Source organism: Thermodesulfovibrio sp. Kuro-1 (assembly GCF_006538445.1).
Lineage (GTDB): Bacteria > Nitrospirota > Thermodesulfovibrionia > Thermodesulfovibrionales > Thermodesulfovibrionaceae > Thermodesulfovibrio > Thermodesulfovibrio yellowstonii.
Map to the genome: position 1 here is coordinate 218,126 of NZ_BJKS01000002.1, position 16,956 is coordinate 235,081.

The window sequence follows — 16,956 nt, forward strand, 5'->3', positions numbered from 1 at the left end:
ATTATATCAAAATAAGTTTATGATAAAATAGATTATGTTTAAAGCTGAAAAACAGATACTTAAAAAAATTATTGGAAAACTTAAAAAGGCTCTTGGGAATGGATTAATTGCTGTTGTAGCCTTTGGTTCAAGGGTTAGAGGAGATTTTACTGGTGAATCTGATTTTGATGTACTCATTGTTGTTAGAGAAAGAAACGCCGATATTTTAAACAAAATAATTAATATCTTCCAAGAATTTGAACTGAAAACAAATATTCCTTTTTCTCCTATAGTTAAATCTATGAAAACTTTTGAGAAAGAAAAAGCCTATCAAACAGGGTTTTTCAGAAACATAGAAAGTGAGGGAGTGCCAAATAATTCATGCTTCCATATCCGAACATAAATCCAGAAATTTTAAAAATAGGTCCTCTTTCAATTCGATGGTATGGATTAATGTATCTTATTGGTTTTCTCTGTTCTTATTTAATAGTAAAAAGTGAAATAAAAAGAAAGGGGCTAAAGGTTGAAAAGGATTTCCTTGAAAATCTATATTTTTATTTAATTTTAGGACTTCTCATTGGTGCAAGAATTGGTTATGTGCTTTTCTATAATCTGTCTTACTATATTCACAATCCCTTAGAAGTTCTTGCTATCTGGCATGGAGGTATGTCCTTTCATGGTGGACTTCTGGGTGTAATATTTTCAGCATGGATTTTCACTAAGATAAAAAAGTTTGATTTCTTCACTCTTACAGATATGCTTGTTCTTACTGCACCAATCGGACTCGGACTTGGAAGAATTGGTAATTTTATTAATGGAGAGCTTTACGGCAGAGTTACAGATGTTCCTTGGGCTATGATTTTCCCAGAAGGTGGTCCTCTTCCAAGACATCCCAGCCAGCTTTATGAAGCAGGACTGGAGGGAGCATTGCTCTTTGTAATTTTATGGTTTTTAAAAGATAAATTAAACAAGTCTGGACTCATCTCTTCTCTATTTTTAATTCTTTATGGCATTTTCCGCTTTGTTGTTGAGTTTTTCCGCGAGCCTGACCCTCAAATTGGTTATATCTTAGGAATCTTTACAATGGGGCAGATTTTATGTAGTATTATGATATTAGCTGGTTTGGGTTTATTCTTTTACAGGAGTAGAAAGTGATTGAGTTTACAAATGAATTAATCAACAGAGTTAATGCTCTAAAAAAATATACTTTCTTTGAAATTCTTGAGTTTGCAGGAAGAGTTTTTATAATTGTTGATTATGATGAAAGTGTTGTAATAGGCAAAAGAGGCTTTCTACCAGAGGAAAAGGAGAGAGGACTTGTTCTGGTGTTTAACAACAGAATGAAATTTAACTGGGATGAAGATGCAATTACTGCAACCCTTGTCTTCGGAAACACACCTGAAAAATGTTATATCCCTATTAATGCAATTGCTGGTGTTTTTTCACCAGACCTACGGGTTCAGCTTGCAGTGCCTGTTTTTAAATCTAAAATAAAAGATGAAGGAGATTCTTCTACCGCAACTCAAAATGATAAAGAAAATGAAAAACAGAAGGAGAAAAAAGATAATGTAATAGATATTACAAAATTGAGGAAAAAGAAATGAATGCGGAAAAACATTTGAAAGAATTTTTAATTCATCAAATTAAACAAAAACTAAGCAGAATTCAACAGGAAATACAACAACTTGAAAACCCTCCACCAGATTTGAAGATATTAAGCTATGGCATTGTTATAGGATATATTGACATAGTGACAGAAAAAGAAATTGTATCAGAAAGAATTGATAAGTGGAAGCAGTTGATATCACAGGGTGATAAACTAATAATTCTTATTCCCAAGGATGAGAAGCTTAAAATAATGGAAATTCTATGGAAGGAAGGCATTGCTGAAAAAGTAAGTATAGGTAATTATGAAATAAATTTATTTATGCCTTGAGAATTTTCTAAATATATAGCCACGAAATAAACCAGACAGACAAGCATTCTTTTGGATATCCCTATGGTTTAAAGGAAGAGAGCATTCCTCTTGAGGCAAGAATTGTAACAATAGCTGATATATATGATGCTTTGCGAAGTCAGAGACCTTATAAACCAGCCTTTGAACATGAAAAAGCCTTTAGAATAATCACAGAGGGAGACGGAAGAAGCATGCCTCAACACTTTGACCCGCAGGTTCTTCAGACATTTAAGACAGTGGCATCAAAAATAGAGGAAATTTATGAGAAAAATAAATAGGTTTTTAATTTTTCTAAGCAGATGCTTCTAATGGCGTCATAACGCTAATTTCTTTAAGTGATACTATTTTTGATGCATCAAGTATCTCTATCTCTATTGGCAATCCCTTATCATCAAGATGAAGGATAACTCCTTCTTTTAAATCAATTGAGTCAATGGGTTTTCCATCCCTAAGTTCAATTAAAAGTATGTCTGCATCACTTGAGTATTTTATCTTCATAAATATCACCCCCTTTAAAATATCTATCTATATACGGGAAATAAACTGTAATTAAAACAGGAAGTTTTTCATCATACTCATATATAGCTCTTACAATATGACTACCAAATCTTTTATGAGCAATGTATCTGCCTCTATGTCCAATTAAAACTTCCTCTGGAAATAAAAGAGTTTCAATTACCATTTTTTCACTAAGTTGCCATTTTTTAATTCTTTCAATTGCATGCGAAAGAAAAAATATCTCTATGATTTTATTGTCTATTTTTAATTTATAAATCGTTCCCTTTGAAAGAAGCGTTTTTTCAATGATTTCTATTATCATTCATTATTATATCATGTTCTTACACAAAATCATTTAAGGCAGTAGCATCAAAGAGGAATCCGATAATTTTGATATTGCTATTTTAATTTTCTCGTGCTAAAATAGAAATATGATAAAAAGAAAACTTCTTGAAGATATAAGAAAACATCTCACAAAGCCAGAGATTACTCTTATTGTTGGTCCAAGGCAGGCAGGAAAAACAACCATAATGAAAACTCTTGAAGAGGAATTAAAAAAAAGTGGTGAGAAAACTCTTTATCTTAATCTTGATATTGAGTATGACAAAGAGCATTTTCATTCTCAGTTATCACTTCTTAGACGTATTGAGCTTGAGTTTGGGAAAAACAAAGGATATGTTTTTATTGATGAAATTCAGAAAAAGGAAAATGCAGGTTTGTTTCTTAAAGGCATATATGATATAGGACTTCCTTATAAATTTATTGTTTCAGGTTCTGGAAGTGTTGAATTGAAAGAGAGGATTCATGAGTCTTTGACAGGCAGAAAAAGAGTTTTTGAGCTTTTAACATTGAGTTTTGAAGAGTTTATTAACTATAAAACAGGCTATAAATATGAAGAAAAACTTCCAGAGTATTTTGCAATAGAGAAATCAAAGTCTTTTGTCTTGTTTGATGAATACTTGAATTTCGGAGGCTATCCAAGAGTTGTTCTTGAAGAAGAACTGTCTGAAAAGCTAAATTTAATTAATGAAATTTATCAAAGTTACATTGAAAGGGATATTTACTATTTACTTAAAATTCAAAAACTGCCTGAATTTAGCAAACTTATTAAAATTCTCGCTGACTCAGTAGGCAAAACAATAAATCTAAGTGAAATATCAACAACCATAGGAGTTTCATTAAAAACGCTGAAAGATTATCTCTGGTATCTTGAGAAAACCTTTATAGTTTCAAAAATTACACCCTTTTTTAGAAACCTTAGAAAAGAATTAACTAAATCTCCTGTTTACTACTTTTATGACCTTGGATTGAAAAACTTCTCCATAGGAGAATTTGGCAAAGTAAGAGATTATAGCTTTCTTTTTCAGAACTTTGTTTATTTAGCTTTGCTTGAAAAAGTTAAGGATACCGCTTTTCAGATTCACTTCTGGAGAACAAAGGACAAAGCAGAGATAGATTTTATTATTGATACAGGAGTTTCGTTGATACCATTGGAAGTAAAATACAAGAACTTAAAAAATCCCGAAATAACCCGTGCACTAAGAAGCTTTATTGAAAGATACAGTCCCCCTCAGGCTCTGATTGTCAATCTCTCTCTTTATGAAAAAAGCCAAATAAATGGCACTGAGGTGATAACAATACCTTTTTATAAACTTATTGATTATAGTTTCAAGTAGTTATATAAGACTGTTCAATTACTAACTGTCATTTCAAACACCCGCAATGAGTGCGAGGAATCTGACCCGAAAGGGTCATCTGGGATAATTATAAATGTCATATCAAGGGACTGATTATAGGTGTCATCATATATTACGCGAAGGATTTCCCGCTTAAATCGCAGATGAGGAGATTCCTCACTTCGTTCGGAATGACAAGAAAAAAGAGGAATGACAGTTGGAGGCTCAGTTTATAACTTAGGAGATATTAACTGCCAGCCTCAAACTCATTTCATAATACAAATATGATAACAACTAAAACATCTTGAATTTGTCAAAAAACTATGATAAAATTTGCATAAAAATGAATCCATTATATTTAATACCCTACACTGAACCAATTCCTGCACCTGCAGAAATTTTTATTATTCTTGAACAACTTTTTTTCCTCATACATATTATTATCATTAACTCAATTGTTGGACTAAGCCTGATAATTCTTTATCAATGGGATAAAAAACAAGATTTTTTTATAATAAACAAACCTCTGGCTAAAAAAATACCCATTCTTTTTGCTCTTGGAATAAATATGGCTATTCCTGCGCTGCTTTTTCTTCAGGTTGTCTTCGGGCATCTTTTCTACACGAGTTCAATACTCATGGGAACTTTCTGGATTTTAATCATACCTTTTTTAATTATTGCCTACTATAGTTCTTATTTTCATTACAAAAAATTTGAAGTTTCAGGTTTTGCAAAGTATGCTTTGATTATTATGATTATCATAATTTTTTATATTGCCTTCATACTTGTAAATAATCTGTCCATGATGGAAATGCCTGAAAGGTGGGAAACTTATTTTTCAAATAGAAGTGGAACTATACTACTTTGGAATGTGGCAAGCATCTATCCAAGATTTTTACATTTCCTAATAGCTTCAATAGCAGTAGGTGGCATTGCATATAGCCTTTACTTTAGGAAAAACTCTGAAGATAAAGTTAGAAAGGGCTTAAAAATCTTTGCCTATGCCACAATGTTTCAGATTGCTATTGGTTTCTGGTTTATTTTAAGCCTCCCACAGAACATTATGCAGAAATATATTGGAGGAGATTTATTTGCAACAGTTGTGTTTATTTTGAGTATTATTACTGCATTCTTGTCTATTTTTATCGCCCTCAAGGCTAATCTTAAAGGCAGTGTGCTACTTGTGTTCTTTACTTTAGTTTTTATGGTTATAAACAGATATAACTTAAGAGTCTTTCATTTAGGTGAAAATTTTAATATCTCTCAGCTAAAGCTCTCACCCCAGTGGGATGTATTTACCATATTCTTAGTTATACTGCTTTTAGGGATAGCTGTCATTTTCTATATGCTCAAAATTACTTTCTCAAAAATAAAAGAGGCTAAGAAATGAATTATCCTGTATGGGAACTTTACTACTTTAATTCAGGCACTTTAGTTGCAATAATTGCAGTGTTTCATGTATTTATTTCTCACTTTGCCGTTGGCGGTGGAATATTTCTTTGGCTTACAGACCTTAAAAGTGTTCGGGAAGGCAATATATCACTAAGACAGTATGTCCGTAAACATGTTTGGTTTTTCTTATTACTTACAATGGTTTTTGGTGGTGTAACAGGTGTTGGGATATGGTTTATAATAGCTCTTTCAAGTCCCTGGGCTACTTCTCTTCTTATTCATACCTTTGTATTTGCATGGGCAATTGAGTGGGTGTTTTTTATTGTAGAAATTGTTTCTTTACTTATTTATCACTACAAGTTTGAAACACTCTCAGATAAAAATCGCTTAAGAATTGCCTTTATATACGCTGCTTCAGCATGGCTAAGTCTCTTTGTAATCAATGGTATCATTACATTTATGCTTACTCCTGGACAATGGCTTAGAACACATAGTTTCTGGGATGGATTTTTTAATCCAACTAATCTCCCAGGACTTGTATTTAGAACCGCAATTTGCATAATGTTTGCAGGACTATTCGGATTTGTTACTGCAGTATTTGAAAAAGAAGATAAGCTGAGGCAGGAATTCCTTAGATACTGTGTAAAATGGCTTTATATTCCTCTGCCTTTTCTTATTATTTCAGGACTCTGGTATTTCTACTCTATTCCTGAAAATGCAAGACTTACAAACTTCATGCTTAACAAACAGACAGCTAATGCGGTAAATGTATTTATAACAGCCTCAGTGATACTTTATCTTTTAAGTTTAATTTTAGTTTTTAGAACATCAAAGTTGCTACATAGAATTGCTGTTTTTATTCTTCTTTTGGTGGGGCTTTTATGGATGGCAGGATTTGAATACATGAGAGAGTATGCAAGAAAACCATATGTAATCTATGGATATATGTATTCGCCATCAATAATGGTAGCTGATGAAAAAAAGCTAAACAAGGAAGGATTCCTCAAAAATGCTAAATGGACTACTATCAGAGAAGTCACAGAGGAAAATAAACTAATTGCAGGAAGAGAGTTATTTAATCTTCAATGCCTTAGTTGCCACACAATAAAAGGAGTTAAAAATGATATAGTTGAAAAAACAAAGGGTCTCACATATTTAGGGGTAATTTCACAGCTTTATGGACAGGGTAAAATTCTTGACTATATGCCCAAATTCATCGGTAATGAAACAGAAATGAAAGCTTTGGCAACATTTATTGTTAGCCTTCATGGAGATAAAGAGACAAAATTAACAGAGTTTAAACCCAAAAAAGAGGATATTGCCATACCACCTTTTGATAGTCAAAAAGATGAATATGTGCTTCTTGCATGGAGCAGTCTTGGTGAGAAATGTGTTACTGATTCAGACAAATGGTTTTCCTTTCTTTATCCTGGCTCTTCTTTTCAAGCAATACTTATAAAAAGAGGGAAAAAACCAGAGATTATCTCTGAAGGAGTAGAGATTCACTATGAAGTTCAGAAAGGATACGAAAACCCATCAATGCATTCAGATTTCTGGAAGTATTCCCAATCTCTTAAAGGTAAAAAGATACCTGAAAATGTTGGACTTACTGGCAAAGCTCTTAAAGGAGTCTTTGAATATGATAAGGACAAAAAAATATTCTCTGCTGAAGGCATACCAGTTCTGCCTTACAGAGATGATGGGGTATTTAATCCTTATCCTATATTTGAGATAAAGGCAGTTGAAAAAGCAACTGGTAAAATTCTTCAGACTACAAAGTTTGTTGCACCTGTCTCAACAGAATTAAAATGTTTTGAGTGTCATGGAGGAAAACCAAGATGGAGAGGTATTTCAGGAATCTCTGATGAAACAGCAATAAATATTTTAAGGGTTCATGACAGAAATAATGGAACAAAACTTCTTGAATCTGCCCTTAAAGGTAAACCTCAGATGTGCCAGAAATGTCATGAGGACTTTATTGTGAAATCAGAGGGAGTAAAGGGACATAACAGCTTTTCAGCATCTATGCATGGCTGGCATGCTAACTACATTCCATGGAAAGACGAAAGAGCCTGCAACCTATGCCATCCTAATGATGCAAAAGGTAATACAAGATGCAACAGAGATATACATGCAAAATTAGGAATCGGATGCACCCAATGTCATGGAAAACTTGATGAACATGCCTCCTCTATACTTCTTTCCCAGCAGGGAACAAGAACATCTAAATTATTGCTTAGAAACCTCAAGCCTGAAACACTAATATCCGAAATAACGCAGAGGAAATCATGGATTCAACAACCAGATTGTCTCAACTGCCATGTAGGATTCCAGAAACCCAAAGAAAATGTTAAAGCTTTCAATAAATGGACTATTGATGTGTCAGAACTTTATAGAAATAAAAAGGATAACACAGGAAAAATTCCTTGCATAGCCTGCCATAGTTCTCCCCATGCAACCTATCCATCATTCAATGAGTATGGCAAAAACAGAGATAATATTCAGCCTATACAGTATCAGAGAACTCCTATGCCAATATCTTCTGAGATGAAATGTGAGGTATGTCATAGAGTTAAAATGCAAGGAAACTATCACCATGCAAACATGATTAGAGCCTTCAGAAATAAAAAAGCTTTACCACAATAGATAATTTTTTGGTAAAATGAAAATTAAAATTATTCTAATTTGGAGGATAAATTATGCCTATCTTAAACAAGGAAGTTGATATTGTAAGAGGTGATACTCTATATGATGATGGAACACATAAATTTATATGGCTTGGATGGGAAGAGCATGAAGAAGAAGGGCTTGTTCAGGTTAATCAGTATTTAATAGAAAATAAAGGAGTTGGTGTCATTCTTGATCCTGGAGGAGTTCATGTTTTCCCAAGAGTTGTTGCCAATGTTTCAAGATATGTAGACCTTGAAAGGATAGAGCATCTATTTTTCTCCCATCAGGACCCTGATGTGTCTTCAGGTGTTGCCCTCTGGCTCAGTGTTACAAATGCAAAAGTTTACATATCAAAATGGTGGGTAAGATTCCTTCCTCATTATGGGATTTTTGATATGAATAAAATTGTTCCAATAGAAGAAGGCGGAGGCAGAATTAGTCTTCCAACTGGAGACTATCTTGAGATAATTCCTGCCCACTTCCTTCATTCTGTAGCAAACTTTCATGTCTATGATCCTCGTTCAAAAATTTTGTTTACAGGAGACCTCGGTGCAGCCATATTTCCTAAAGGTCATAGATATACTTATGTTGAAGACTTTGACAGTCATCTTAAGCTTATGGAAGGATTCCATCGTAGATACCTTGCTTCAAATAGTGTAGTAAGAAAATATCTTGAAAGGGTATCAAAGCTTGACATCAATATAATTGCACCACAGCATGGAGCTATCATCTATAAAAAAGAACACATTCAGAAATTTTTTAATTGGCTAAGTGGTTTAAGATGTGGTGTAGACATTGCAGATGAATTTTACAGATAGGAGGAGGCTATAATGTTTTTTAGAAAAAAGAAAATTAGTTCTGACAGCAAAAAAATGGTTGATATAAATCTTTCTCTCATTAAAACTCTATCTTCGGGAATAATAAAATCAAATCTTGTAGGTTCAACAATCTCAAATACAATGGGACTGATTGACTCTAACTTTACAAGAATAAAAGATGAAGTATCCTCAATAGCAACTGCCATGGAAGAGATAGACACAACTATAAGAGACATGTCTAAGAGTGTTGCTTCAATTAATGAAGAAGTTAAGGAAATGGTGATTCAGAATGAAGCAATGGATCAAGAATTAGAAAAGAGAGTAAGGGACATAGAAGCTCATAATAGCAAAATTATTGAGGTTGTCACCAATATAAAAGACCTGGGACATGCTACAGAGAATATTGGTAATGTTGTAACAGCTATTTCAGATGTGGCAGACCAAACCAATCTTCTTGCTCTTAATGCCTCAATTGAAGCAGCAAGGGTTGGTGAAGCTGGAAGAGGTTTTGCAGTTGTAGCTGATGAGATAAGAAAACTTTCTCAGAAAACAGAAGCCTTAACAAAAGATATAGGTAAAATTCTTGGTGATCTTAAAGACCGTGTTATCTCTGCAGTAGGAGAGGTTGAAAAAATAAGAGAACTCTTTTCAAGTATAGAGGAGGACATAAAAAATATAAGACAGTCCTTTGAAAAAACAAAAACCATGTCAGATACAGTTGGTGATGCGGTAAACACTCTTTCAACTGCTATTGAAGAACAAAGTCAGGTTTTAACAGATGTTTCAAAAAGAATTACAAATACTGCCTCTATGCTTAATGAAACCTATAAGGTTTTCTCTACAGTGATTAAAGTTAATGATGAAATTTCCAAGTTGACAAAGTTTTAATATGTCAGAAAATGTTTTATATTTTGCTCTATGTCCTCACTGTACAGAAGAAGAATTAGTTAAATGGGGTGAAATTGCTAATAAAATCTCAAAGATTATAAAAAAAGAAATCAGACTTAAAAGATTTAGTGATTTTTCAGAAATATGTTTTAATGAGCAAAGTTATGATTTTTACTATGCTAATCCAGATACTACCATTACCCTTATTGAAAAAGGCTATGCAGTACTAAGTAAACTCAAAAATAAAAATGAAAGTTTATGTAGTATATTTTCACAATCTTACTTTTCTGAAAAAGATATAATCAGGGTAGCTTTAATAAATCAGAAATATTTTTTTCTTCCTCTATTGTTCCATAAGAAAGAATATAAGAAATTTCATATTCTTTTTGTAAAAAGCTATGATGAAGTTATTAATCTTGTCAGACAACAGCAAGCTGACATAGGTTTTATTTATACTCAAATTTCAGAAAGACTAAAGGACGACAGAGCATTAATTTTTTCAAATGATTTTTGCTTTCCTATTTCTCATTTTATACTTATGAATTCTTCTATGGAAAATTTTAGAAATGAACTGCTTTCTATTGAAGATTTTGAAAAAGTGTCTTCTGAAGAAATTGAAAATTTAAAAAGTCTGTATAATCAGCTTGATATAATGCTTCAGGATTGGGCTCATCATGATATTTCAGAAGCTTTAATCTCTTCACCAAATATTGGTGTCCTTATTTATCATGAAAAAATAGCATTTTGCAATGACTATATGAGAACTTTGCTGGGATATTCAGAGAATGAACTTTATAATATGAGCATTACTGATATAGTTTATTCCGAAGATAGAGAAAAAGTTATTGATAGTATCAAAAAAAGACTGAAAGGTGAAAAATTCTCAAGAATATATGATATCCGTTTTCAGAAAAAAGATGGCTCTGTAATATTTGTTGAATGTCTTGCCAATACCATACTTTTTAGAGGTCTTTACTCAGGGTTCTTAGTTTTTTATGACATTACTTCAAAAAAATATGCGGAAAAATTCAAAGAAATTCTGATGGAAATAAATAAAATAATCACCCAATCACTAACTGAAGAAGAGATATATAGCAGAATCTGTAAAACTCTTGTGGAAAAATTGAATTTAAAACTTGCATGGATAGGTATATTAGATAAGCAAAACAACAGAATTATTCCTGAATATTCTTATGCTGATGATAGAAGCATTTTAGATAATTTTGATTACGGAATGCTAAATAGTTTACTTGATAGTGCATCAGTCAAAGGTGAAATTGTTATAAACTCGGAATCAGAAGAATATACTAAAACAGGCTTCAGGTCATCATGTATAATTCCTTTCTTTAAATATGGCAAAGTAGTTTCATTTCTAAATATTTATTCAGAGTTTCCACAATTTTTTAATGAAATAAACCTGGATATACTGAAAGAGATTCAACATGATATTGCTTTTGCTCTTGAAAGAGTTGAAAGGATAAGACATAACACCATCATTGCAGAAGCACTTAAAAATTCTGATACATGGATACTTGTTACAGATGAAAATGGGAATATTATCTATGTCAATGAAGCTGTTGAAAGAATTAGTGGATACAGCAAAGAGGAACTCATCGGAAAAAATCCGAGAATATTTAAATCAGGACTTAATCCTCCAGAGTTTTATAAAGAACTGTGGGATACTATTCTTTCTGGTAAAATTTTTAATGCAATTACACCGAACAGAAAAAAAGATGGAGAAATTTTCCATGTAGATTTAAAAATTATTCCAGTAAAACTTCCTGGTAATATTCTTAGATTTGTTGCTGTTGCAAGAGACGTAACTGAAAAAATCAGACTTTCTGAAAGAGTGCAAAGACTTCAAAACTATGATGCTCTTACAGGTCTTCTTAATATGAATGGATTTACAGTAAATGTATCTCAAAAATTAAATGAAACTGATGTTTTTGGATTGCTTATTCTTATAGATATCTATGATATGACTTATATAAACAAAATTCACGGCATTCATGCCGGTGACCAGATTTTAATACAGTTTGCAGAGAAAATAAAAAAATCTTTTGAAAATACAGATTCTATAGCAAGGATAGCTGCTGATAGCTTTGGAATTTATCTAATTGCAGAAACCACTGATGACATATACAAAGCTTACTCTAAATTATATGAATTAAATAACTCTGTTTTTAATATAGATAATAAAATTATCTCCATAAATATTAATGCAGCGATCTCTATTTTCCCAAAGGATGGAAAAAGTTTTAAAACCCTTTATGAAAGAGCTGATATTACCTTACAGCAAACTAAAAAAGCAGGGTCTGGGATAATTCAGTTTTTTGATGCTGCGATTGAAAAAGAAGCTGAAAAACTATGGGAAGTTTTTAATTTAATTAAAAAAGCCTCAGAAGAGAAACTGTTTACCTTTTATTATCAACCATACTTTTATACCAAAACTTTAAAAATTGCAGGATTTGAAGCTCTTGTGAGGATTATTGATAGAGATGGAAAACTGTATACTCCTGATTTCTTTATTGACTATTTAGAAAATAGTCAATATCTAAGCAGTTTTGAAAATTGGGCAATCAATGAAGTCACTGAAAAAATAAAAAAGTGGGGTACAAATATTTCTCTTAATATTTCAGGAAAAACTTTTAGTAATCCAATTCTTATACCTATTCTGTCAGAAATTACATCGGAAATAAGAAATAAACTTACAATAGAAATTACAGAAAGAATTTTTATTAATAATCCCGAGTATACAATGCAAATTCTTTCTGATATAAAACGAATGAAAAATCCACCCAAAATTGCTATAGATGATTTTGGAACAGGTTATTCATCAATGAGTTATCTTAGTTGATATTGTAAAAATAGACAAAAGTTTTATCAAAGATATGGTTGAGGATAAAAAAAGTCTTGCAATTGTTGAAACAATAATAGGTCTTGCTAAAAAACTTGAAAAAATGACTTTAGCAGAGGGAGTTGAAACAGAAAAACAGTTTAAAATTTTAAAAACAATGGACTGCGACTTTGTTCAAGGATTTTTATTTTCAAAGCCTCTTCCAGAAAAAAAGATTGCAGTTTGATTGCATAAAAGAGTTTCCCTTTGTTTTAATTAAGGTATGAATCTTCTCTATTTTGAAAAACCAACAAGATACATTAACAAAGAAATTAATTCTGTAATAAAAGAAGACAAAAATCTTATAAAATTTGCCCTCTGCTTTCCTGATATTTATGAAATAGGAATGTCCCATCTTGGTCTTAAAATTCTTTATCATATTCTCAATAAAATTCACGATGTTTATGCAGAAAGAGTATTTTCGCCTTGGATTGATTTACAGGAATATATGAAAAATAAAAGATTGCCTCTCTATTCCCTTGAGACAAAAACTCCTCTTAAAGATTTTGATATAGTTGGATTTAGCCTTCAGTATGAGCTTTCCTATCCATCTGTGCTTAATATGCTCAGCCTTGCCCAAATTCCTTTACTTTGGCAGGAAAGATTAAATGAAAAACAGCCACTTATAATTGCAGGAGGTCCATGTGTTTCCAATCCGCTTCCTATGTCTAAATTCATAGATGCTTTTTTAATTGGGGAAGGAGAAGAAGCAGTTATTGAACTAATTAATCTATATCGGGAATGGAAGATTTCTCAGGGTAGAAAAGAAGAGTTGCTCAACAGAATAAGTCAGATTGAAGGTTTTTATGTCCCCTACATGGGTAAAAAAACTGTAAGGAGAAGATTTATAAAAAATATAAATAATGCTGAATTCCCAACATCGCCCATACTGCCCTATATGAAGATAGTCCATGACAGAGTATCCATTGAAGTCTCCCGCGGATGTCCCTCTGGATGCAGGTTCTGCCAAGCTGGCATGATTTACAGACCCCTTCGTATAAGAACTCCTGAAAAAATTTTAGAAATCGCAAAAAAATCAGTTGAATGCACAGGCTATGAAGAGATTTCTCTTCTTTCTTTTAGCATCGGACATTATCCCTATCTTATGGAGTTAATAGATATTCTAAATAAAAATTTTTCCAATCAGGGAGTTGCAATTTCGCTCCCTTCAATAAGGGCAGACAAAGTTAGTAAAGAACTGCTTCAGAAAATAAAACTTACAAGAAAAACAGGCTTTACTATTGCTCCAGAAGCTGCAACAGAAAGGCTTAGATGTGTAATAAACAAAAATATCTCCAATGAAGACATTGAAAAAGCCTGCGCACTCCTTTTTGAAGAGGGCTGGCTTGGTATAAAACTATATTTTATGATAGGGCTGCCCACCGAGACTGATGAAGATATTGAGGAAATTGTTACCTTAGCAAGAAAAATCATAAAATTAGCCAGAGTTTATACTAAAAAATTCGTTGATATAAATGTTACTGTCTCTCCATTTATTCCAAAGCCTCATACTCCATTTCAGTGGCTTGCACAGATTCCCTTTGATGAAATAAAGAAAAAGCTTGACTTCATAAGAAATGCTTTTCATAAAAGTAGAATTCACTATAAAGGGCACAATCCAAATATGAGCCTTCTTGAAGCTGCAATTGCACGAGGAGATGAAAAGGTTGGTGAAGTCATATATGAGGCATGGCAAAAGGGAGAAGCTTTATCATCATGGACAGATCTTTTTGATTTTCAGAGATGGCTCTCTGCAATGGAGCAGACAGGAGTTGACCTGTTTTCTTATGCAACAAAAAATTACCCAATTTTTCAGTCTCTTCCGTGGGATTTTATAGATACAGGAGTTAAAAGAGAGTTTCTTGTAAGAGAGTTTGAAAGGGCTTTTAAAACTCAAAAAAGCAATGAATGCACAATTACATGCGAAGCCTGTGGACTAAGTTGCCAATTAAAAGAAGGAAAACCTCAGATTAAATATGAAAAGAGTTTTAATTATTCAGAATCTGAGCAAAAAATTTCTCCTGAAAACAAAATCACGATAGTCCGATTCTGCCACACTAAGTTGGGAGCAATGAAATATCTTTCTCAGCTTGAACTGAGCAATCTCCTTACAAGAGCCTTAAGAATGGCAAAAATTCCTTTTGTGCTTTCAAAAGGATTTCATCCAAAGCCAGAAATATCTTTCTGCCCTTCTCTGCCTGTTGGAATTGAAAGTGAGGCAGAATATTTTGATCTAAAAATTTATGGAGACTTCAAATCTGAATACTTAGAGAGATTAAACAAAGTTTTTCCTGAGGGCTTAAGAATAATATCTGCTAAGGTAATAGACCCTCAAACTCCTTCTTTGAATGCCTTTGTGCAAAGATATAAATATCTAATAAATTATCCAAAGACATTAAAGATTGAAATTAAGGATATGGAAAATAAAGAAATAAGAAGAAATGAAAAGACTTATATGCTTAAAGATTTCATTGAGGAAATTCAGATTTATGATGATGAACTATGTATAATAGTTAAAGATAGTGAAGCTAAGGCAAGAATAACTGAGATTGTTGAAGCTCTTACAGGCATCTCAGCAAAGGAGTTGAATATTAAAAGAATACAAATGTATGGCTATAAAGGAGGCTTAGTAGAACCTTGAGCAATGAACTTTTAATTAATGTAACAAGACAGGAGTGCCGTGTTGCCCTACTTGAGGGAGGACAGGTTGTTGAATTTTATATTGAAAGAAAAGGAGATTCAAGCTATGTAGGAAATATCTATAAAGGAAAAGTCGTTAAGGTTTTAAAAGGTATGCAGGCTTGTTTTGTTGACATAGGACTGGATAAAGCTGCTTTTCTTTATGTAGATGATATAAAGGGTGGAATTAAAGAACTTTATCCATTTCTGGAAGGAGACGAAGAAACAGAGATTATCCCAAAATTTGAGGAACTTTCAAAAAGTCGCAAACCTGAAGAAATTAAACTTGACTTTAAAGATATTTCTATAGAAGAGCTTGTTCAGGAAGGGCAGGAAATACTTGTTCAGGTTGCAAAAGATCCAATGGGAACAAAAGGAGCAAGGGTTACATCAAGAATAACTCTACCTGGAAGATATGTTGTTCTTATGCCAGGCATGGAACATATTGGTGTGTCAAGAAAAATAGAAGATGAAGAAAAGAGAAAAGAATTAAAAGAACTTGCAGCAAAAATTAAGCCACCAGGATTTGGTTTAATTATGAGAACAGTGAGTGAGGATGCTACAGAGGAGGAAATTCAGAAAGATATTGATTTCCTTTTTCTTTTATGGGACAATATTCAAAAAAAGAAAGATAAAACCCACGCACCTTCTCTTATTCATAGTGAGTTTGACCTTGTTTTAAGAAGCCTGAGAGATTTTATGAGTCAAAATGTAGACAGGATGATAATTGACAGTTACATTGAATGGCAAAGACTCAAAGAATTTGCACAGGTTTATTTTCCCAGAATTGCTGATAAAATAGAACTCTATGAAGGTGAAGAGCCAATTTTTGATGCTTTCGGTATAGAAGTTGACCTTGATAGAGCTCTGGAGCGTAAAGTATGGTTAAAATCTGGAGGATATATTGTAATTGACCAAACAGAAGCAATGACTGTTATAGATGTAAATACAGGCAAATTTGTTGGCAAAGAAAATCTTGAAGATACTATCTTGAGAACAAACCTTGAAGCAGTTAAAGAAATAGCCTATCAAATCAGACTCAGAAATCTTGGAGGAATTATATTAATTGATTTTATAGATATGGAAAAAGAAGAAAACAAACAAAAAATTATAAATGCCATGACCGAGGTGATGAAAAAAGACCGAGCAAAAACAACAATTTATAATATCACAGAACTCGGAATAGTTCAGATGACAAGAAAAAGAACCCGAGAAAGTCTTGAACACATTTTATGTGATAGCTGTCCATACTGTGAAGGTAAAGGAAGAGTAAAAAGCATAAGAAGTGTAGCCTATGAAATTTTGAGAAAACTTAAATTTATGACAGTTCCTCAGGGAGCAGAATTGACTGTAGTTGCAAATCCTTCTGTAGCTGACCTTTTAACAGATGAAGAAAGAGACTCAATAGAAGAGATTGAAAACATAAAAAAAATAAGAATCACAATAAAAAAAGATTCTATGCTACATCAAGAAAACTACTCTCTTCACAAAAACATTTCATAG

The 16,956-nt window shown here is 32.6% G+C and carries 16 protein-coding genes; 14 read left to right on the forward strand and 2 right to left on the reverse strand.

Annotated features, from left to right (window positions below; genetic code table 11):
* Positions 1 to 34 precede the first annotated feature (34 nt).
* From FLY87_RS03345 to FLY87_RS10390, 5 genes are read left to right on the forward strand one after another with little or no spacing between them, the layout of a single operon-like run.
* Positions 35 to 382, forward strand: coding sequence for a nucleotidyltransferase domain-containing protein (locus tag FLY87_RS03345; protein ID WP_012546786.1), 348 nt, complete (start codon positions 35 to 37; stop codon positions 380 to 382).
* Entirely contained in the window at positions 361 to 1,134 is a 774-nt protein-coding gene (lgt, locus tag FLY87_RS03350) for a prolipoprotein diacylglyceryl transferase (protein WP_028842200.1), read from the forward strand. Before FLY87_RS03345 ends, lgt begins: the two co-directional genes overlap by 22 nt.
* Positions 1,131 to 1,583 (forward strand): ClpXP protease specificity-enhancing factor SspB, encoded by a 453-nt coding sequence (locus FLY87_RS03355; protein ID WP_012545983.1) that lies wholly within the window; start codon positions 1,131 to 1,133, stop codon positions 1,581 to 1,583. Before lgt ends, FLY87_RS03355 begins: the two co-directional genes overlap by 4 nt.
* A complete protein-coding gene (locus FLY87_RS03360) occupies positions 1,580 to 1,915 on the forward strand; it encodes a hypothetical protein (protein WP_012546706.1) in 336 nt (111 codons plus the stop codon). Before FLY87_RS03355 ends, FLY87_RS03360 begins: the two co-directional genes overlap by 4 nt.
* Positions 1,916 to 1,941: 26 nt before the next feature.
* A complete protein-coding gene (locus FLY87_RS10390) occupies positions 1,942 to 2,214 on the forward strand; it encodes an HD-GYP domain-containing protein (protein ID WP_373920409.1) in 273 nt (90 codons plus the stop codon).
* Positions 2,215 to 2,227: 13 nt separating this feature from the next.
* Here FLY87_RS10390 and FLY87_RS03370 read toward each other — a convergent pair whose 3' ends face one another.
* Both FLY87_RS03370 and FLY87_RS03375 read right to left on the reverse strand, forming a co-directional pair.
* The gene (locus FLY87_RS03370; RefSeq protein ID WP_012545030.1) at positions 2,228 to 2,434 is read right to left on the reverse strand and encodes a DUF2283 domain-containing protein; all 207 of its coding nucleotides are present in this window, start codon (positions 2,432 to 2,434) and stop codon (positions 2,228 to 2,230) included.
* Positions 2,412 to 2,756: a DUF4258 domain-containing protein gene (locus FLY87_RS03375; protein ID WP_181405972.1), complete on the reverse strand. Its 345-nt coding sequence runs from the start codon at positions 2,754 to 2,756 to the stop codon at positions 2,412 to 2,414. The genes FLY87_RS03370 and FLY87_RS03375 overlap by 23 nt, the downstream gene beginning before the upstream one ends.
* A gap of 109 nt (positions 2,757 to 2,865) precedes the next feature.
* Between FLY87_RS03375 and FLY87_RS03380 the strand changes: the two genes are divergently transcribed.
* From FLY87_RS03380 to FLY87_RS03430, 9 genes are all read left to right on the forward strand, one after another.
* Positions 2,866 to 4,110, forward strand: a complete 1,245-nt coding sequence (locus FLY87_RS03380; protein WP_141266302.1) for an ATP-binding protein — start codon at positions 2,866 to 2,868, stop codon at positions 4,108 to 4,110.
* Between the two features lie 343 nt (positions 4,111 to 4,453).
* Entirely contained in the window at positions 4,454 to 5,500 is a 1,047-nt protein-coding gene (locus FLY87_RS03385) for a hypothetical protein (protein ID WP_141266303.1), read from the forward strand.
* Complete coding sequence (locus FLY87_RS03390; protein ID WP_141266304.1) at positions 5,497 to 8,148, forward strand: cytochrome C; 2,652 nt, start codon at positions 5,497 to 5,499, stop codon at positions 8,146 to 8,148. The genes FLY87_RS03385 and FLY87_RS03390 overlap by 4 nt, the downstream gene beginning before the upstream one ends.
* 53 nt (positions 8,149 to 8,201) lie before the next feature.
* Positions 8,202 to 8,990: an MBL fold metallo-hydrolase gene (locus FLY87_RS03395; protein ID WP_051345807.1), complete on the forward strand. Its 789-nt coding sequence runs from the start codon at positions 8,202 to 8,204 to the stop codon at positions 8,988 to 8,990.
* A gap of 12 nt (positions 8,991 to 9,002) precedes the next feature.
* Positions 9,003 to 9,878 carry a methyl-accepting chemotaxis protein gene (locus tag FLY87_RS03400; protein WP_012545130.1) on the forward strand — a complete coding sequence of 292 codons (876 nt, stop codon included), beginning with the start codon at positions 9,003 to 9,005 and terminating at the stop codon, positions 9,876 to 9,878.
* Between the two features lies 1 nt (position 9,879).
* Positions 9,880 to 12,735, forward strand: coding sequence for a PAS domain S-box protein (locus FLY87_RS10100; RefSeq protein ID WP_181405973.1), 2,856 nt, complete (start codon positions 9,880 to 9,882; stop codon positions 12,733 to 12,735).
* A gap of 34 nt (positions 12,736 to 12,769) precedes the next feature.
* Positions 12,770 to 12,961 (forward strand): EAL domain-containing protein, encoded by a 192-nt coding sequence (locus FLY87_RS10395; RefSeq protein WP_181405974.1) that lies wholly within the window; start codon positions 12,770 to 12,772, stop codon positions 12,959 to 12,961.
* Between the two features lie 36 nt (positions 12,962 to 12,997).
* Positions 12,998 to 15,415, forward strand: coding sequence for a TIGR03960 family B12-binding radical SAM protein (locus FLY87_RS03425; protein ID WP_012545608.1), 2,418 nt, complete (start codon positions 12,998 to 13,000; stop codon positions 15,413 to 15,415).
* A complete protein-coding gene (locus FLY87_RS03430; RefSeq protein WP_012546353.1) occupies positions 15,412 to 16,956 on the forward strand; it encodes an Rne/Rng family ribonuclease in 1,545 nt (514 codons plus the stop codon). Before FLY87_RS03425 ends, FLY87_RS03430 begins: the two co-directional genes overlap by 4 nt.

Coding starts and splice junctions, on each gene's coding strand:
- FLY87_RS10100 (WP_181405973.1), top strand. CDS start 9,880: ATGTCAGAAAATGTTTTATATTTTGCTCTATGTCCTCACTGTACAGAA.
- lgt (WP_028842200.1), top strand. CDS start 361: ATGCTTCCATATCCGAACATAAATCCAGAAATTTTAAAAATAGGTCCT.
- FLY87_RS03360 (WP_012546706.1), top strand. CDS start 1,580: ATGAATGCGGAAAAACATTTGAAAGAATTTTTAATTCATCAAATTAAA.
- FLY87_RS03395 (WP_051345807.1), top strand. CDS start 8,202: ATGCCTATCTTAAACAAGGAAGTTGATATTGTAAGAGGTGATACTCTA.
- FLY87_RS03400 (WP_012545130.1), top strand. CDS start 9,003: ATGTTTTTTAGAAAAAAGAAAATTAGTTCTGACAGCAAAAAAATGGTT.
- FLY87_RS10395 (WP_181405974.1), top strand. CDS start 12,770: ATGGTTGAGGATAAAAAAAGTCTTGCAATTGTTGAAACAATAATAGGT.
- FLY87_RS03375 (WP_181405972.1), bottom strand. CDS start 2,756: ATGATAATAGAAATCATTGAAAAAACGCTTCTTTCAAAGGGAACGATT.
- FLY87_RS03425 (WP_012545608.1), top strand. CDS start 12,998: ATGAATCTTCTCTATTTTGAAAAACCAACAAGATACATTAACAAAGAA.
- FLY87_RS03370 (WP_012545030.1), bottom strand. CDS start 2,434: ATGAAGATAAAATACTCAAGTGATGCAGACATACTTTTAATTGAACTT.
- FLY87_RS03345 (WP_012546786.1), top strand. CDS start 35: ATGTTTAAAGCTGAAAAACAGATACTTAAAAAAATTATTGGAAAACTT.
- FLY87_RS03385 (WP_141266303.1), top strand. CDS start 4,454: ATGAATCCATTATATTTAATACCCTACACTGAACCAATTCCTGCACCT.
- FLY87_RS03390 (WP_141266304.1), top strand. CDS start 5,497: ATGAATTATCCTGTATGGGAACTTTACTACTTTAATTCAGGCACTTTA.
- FLY87_RS03380 (WP_141266302.1), top strand. CDS start 2,866: ATGATAAAAAGAAAACTTCTTGAAGATATAAGAAAACATCTCACAAAG.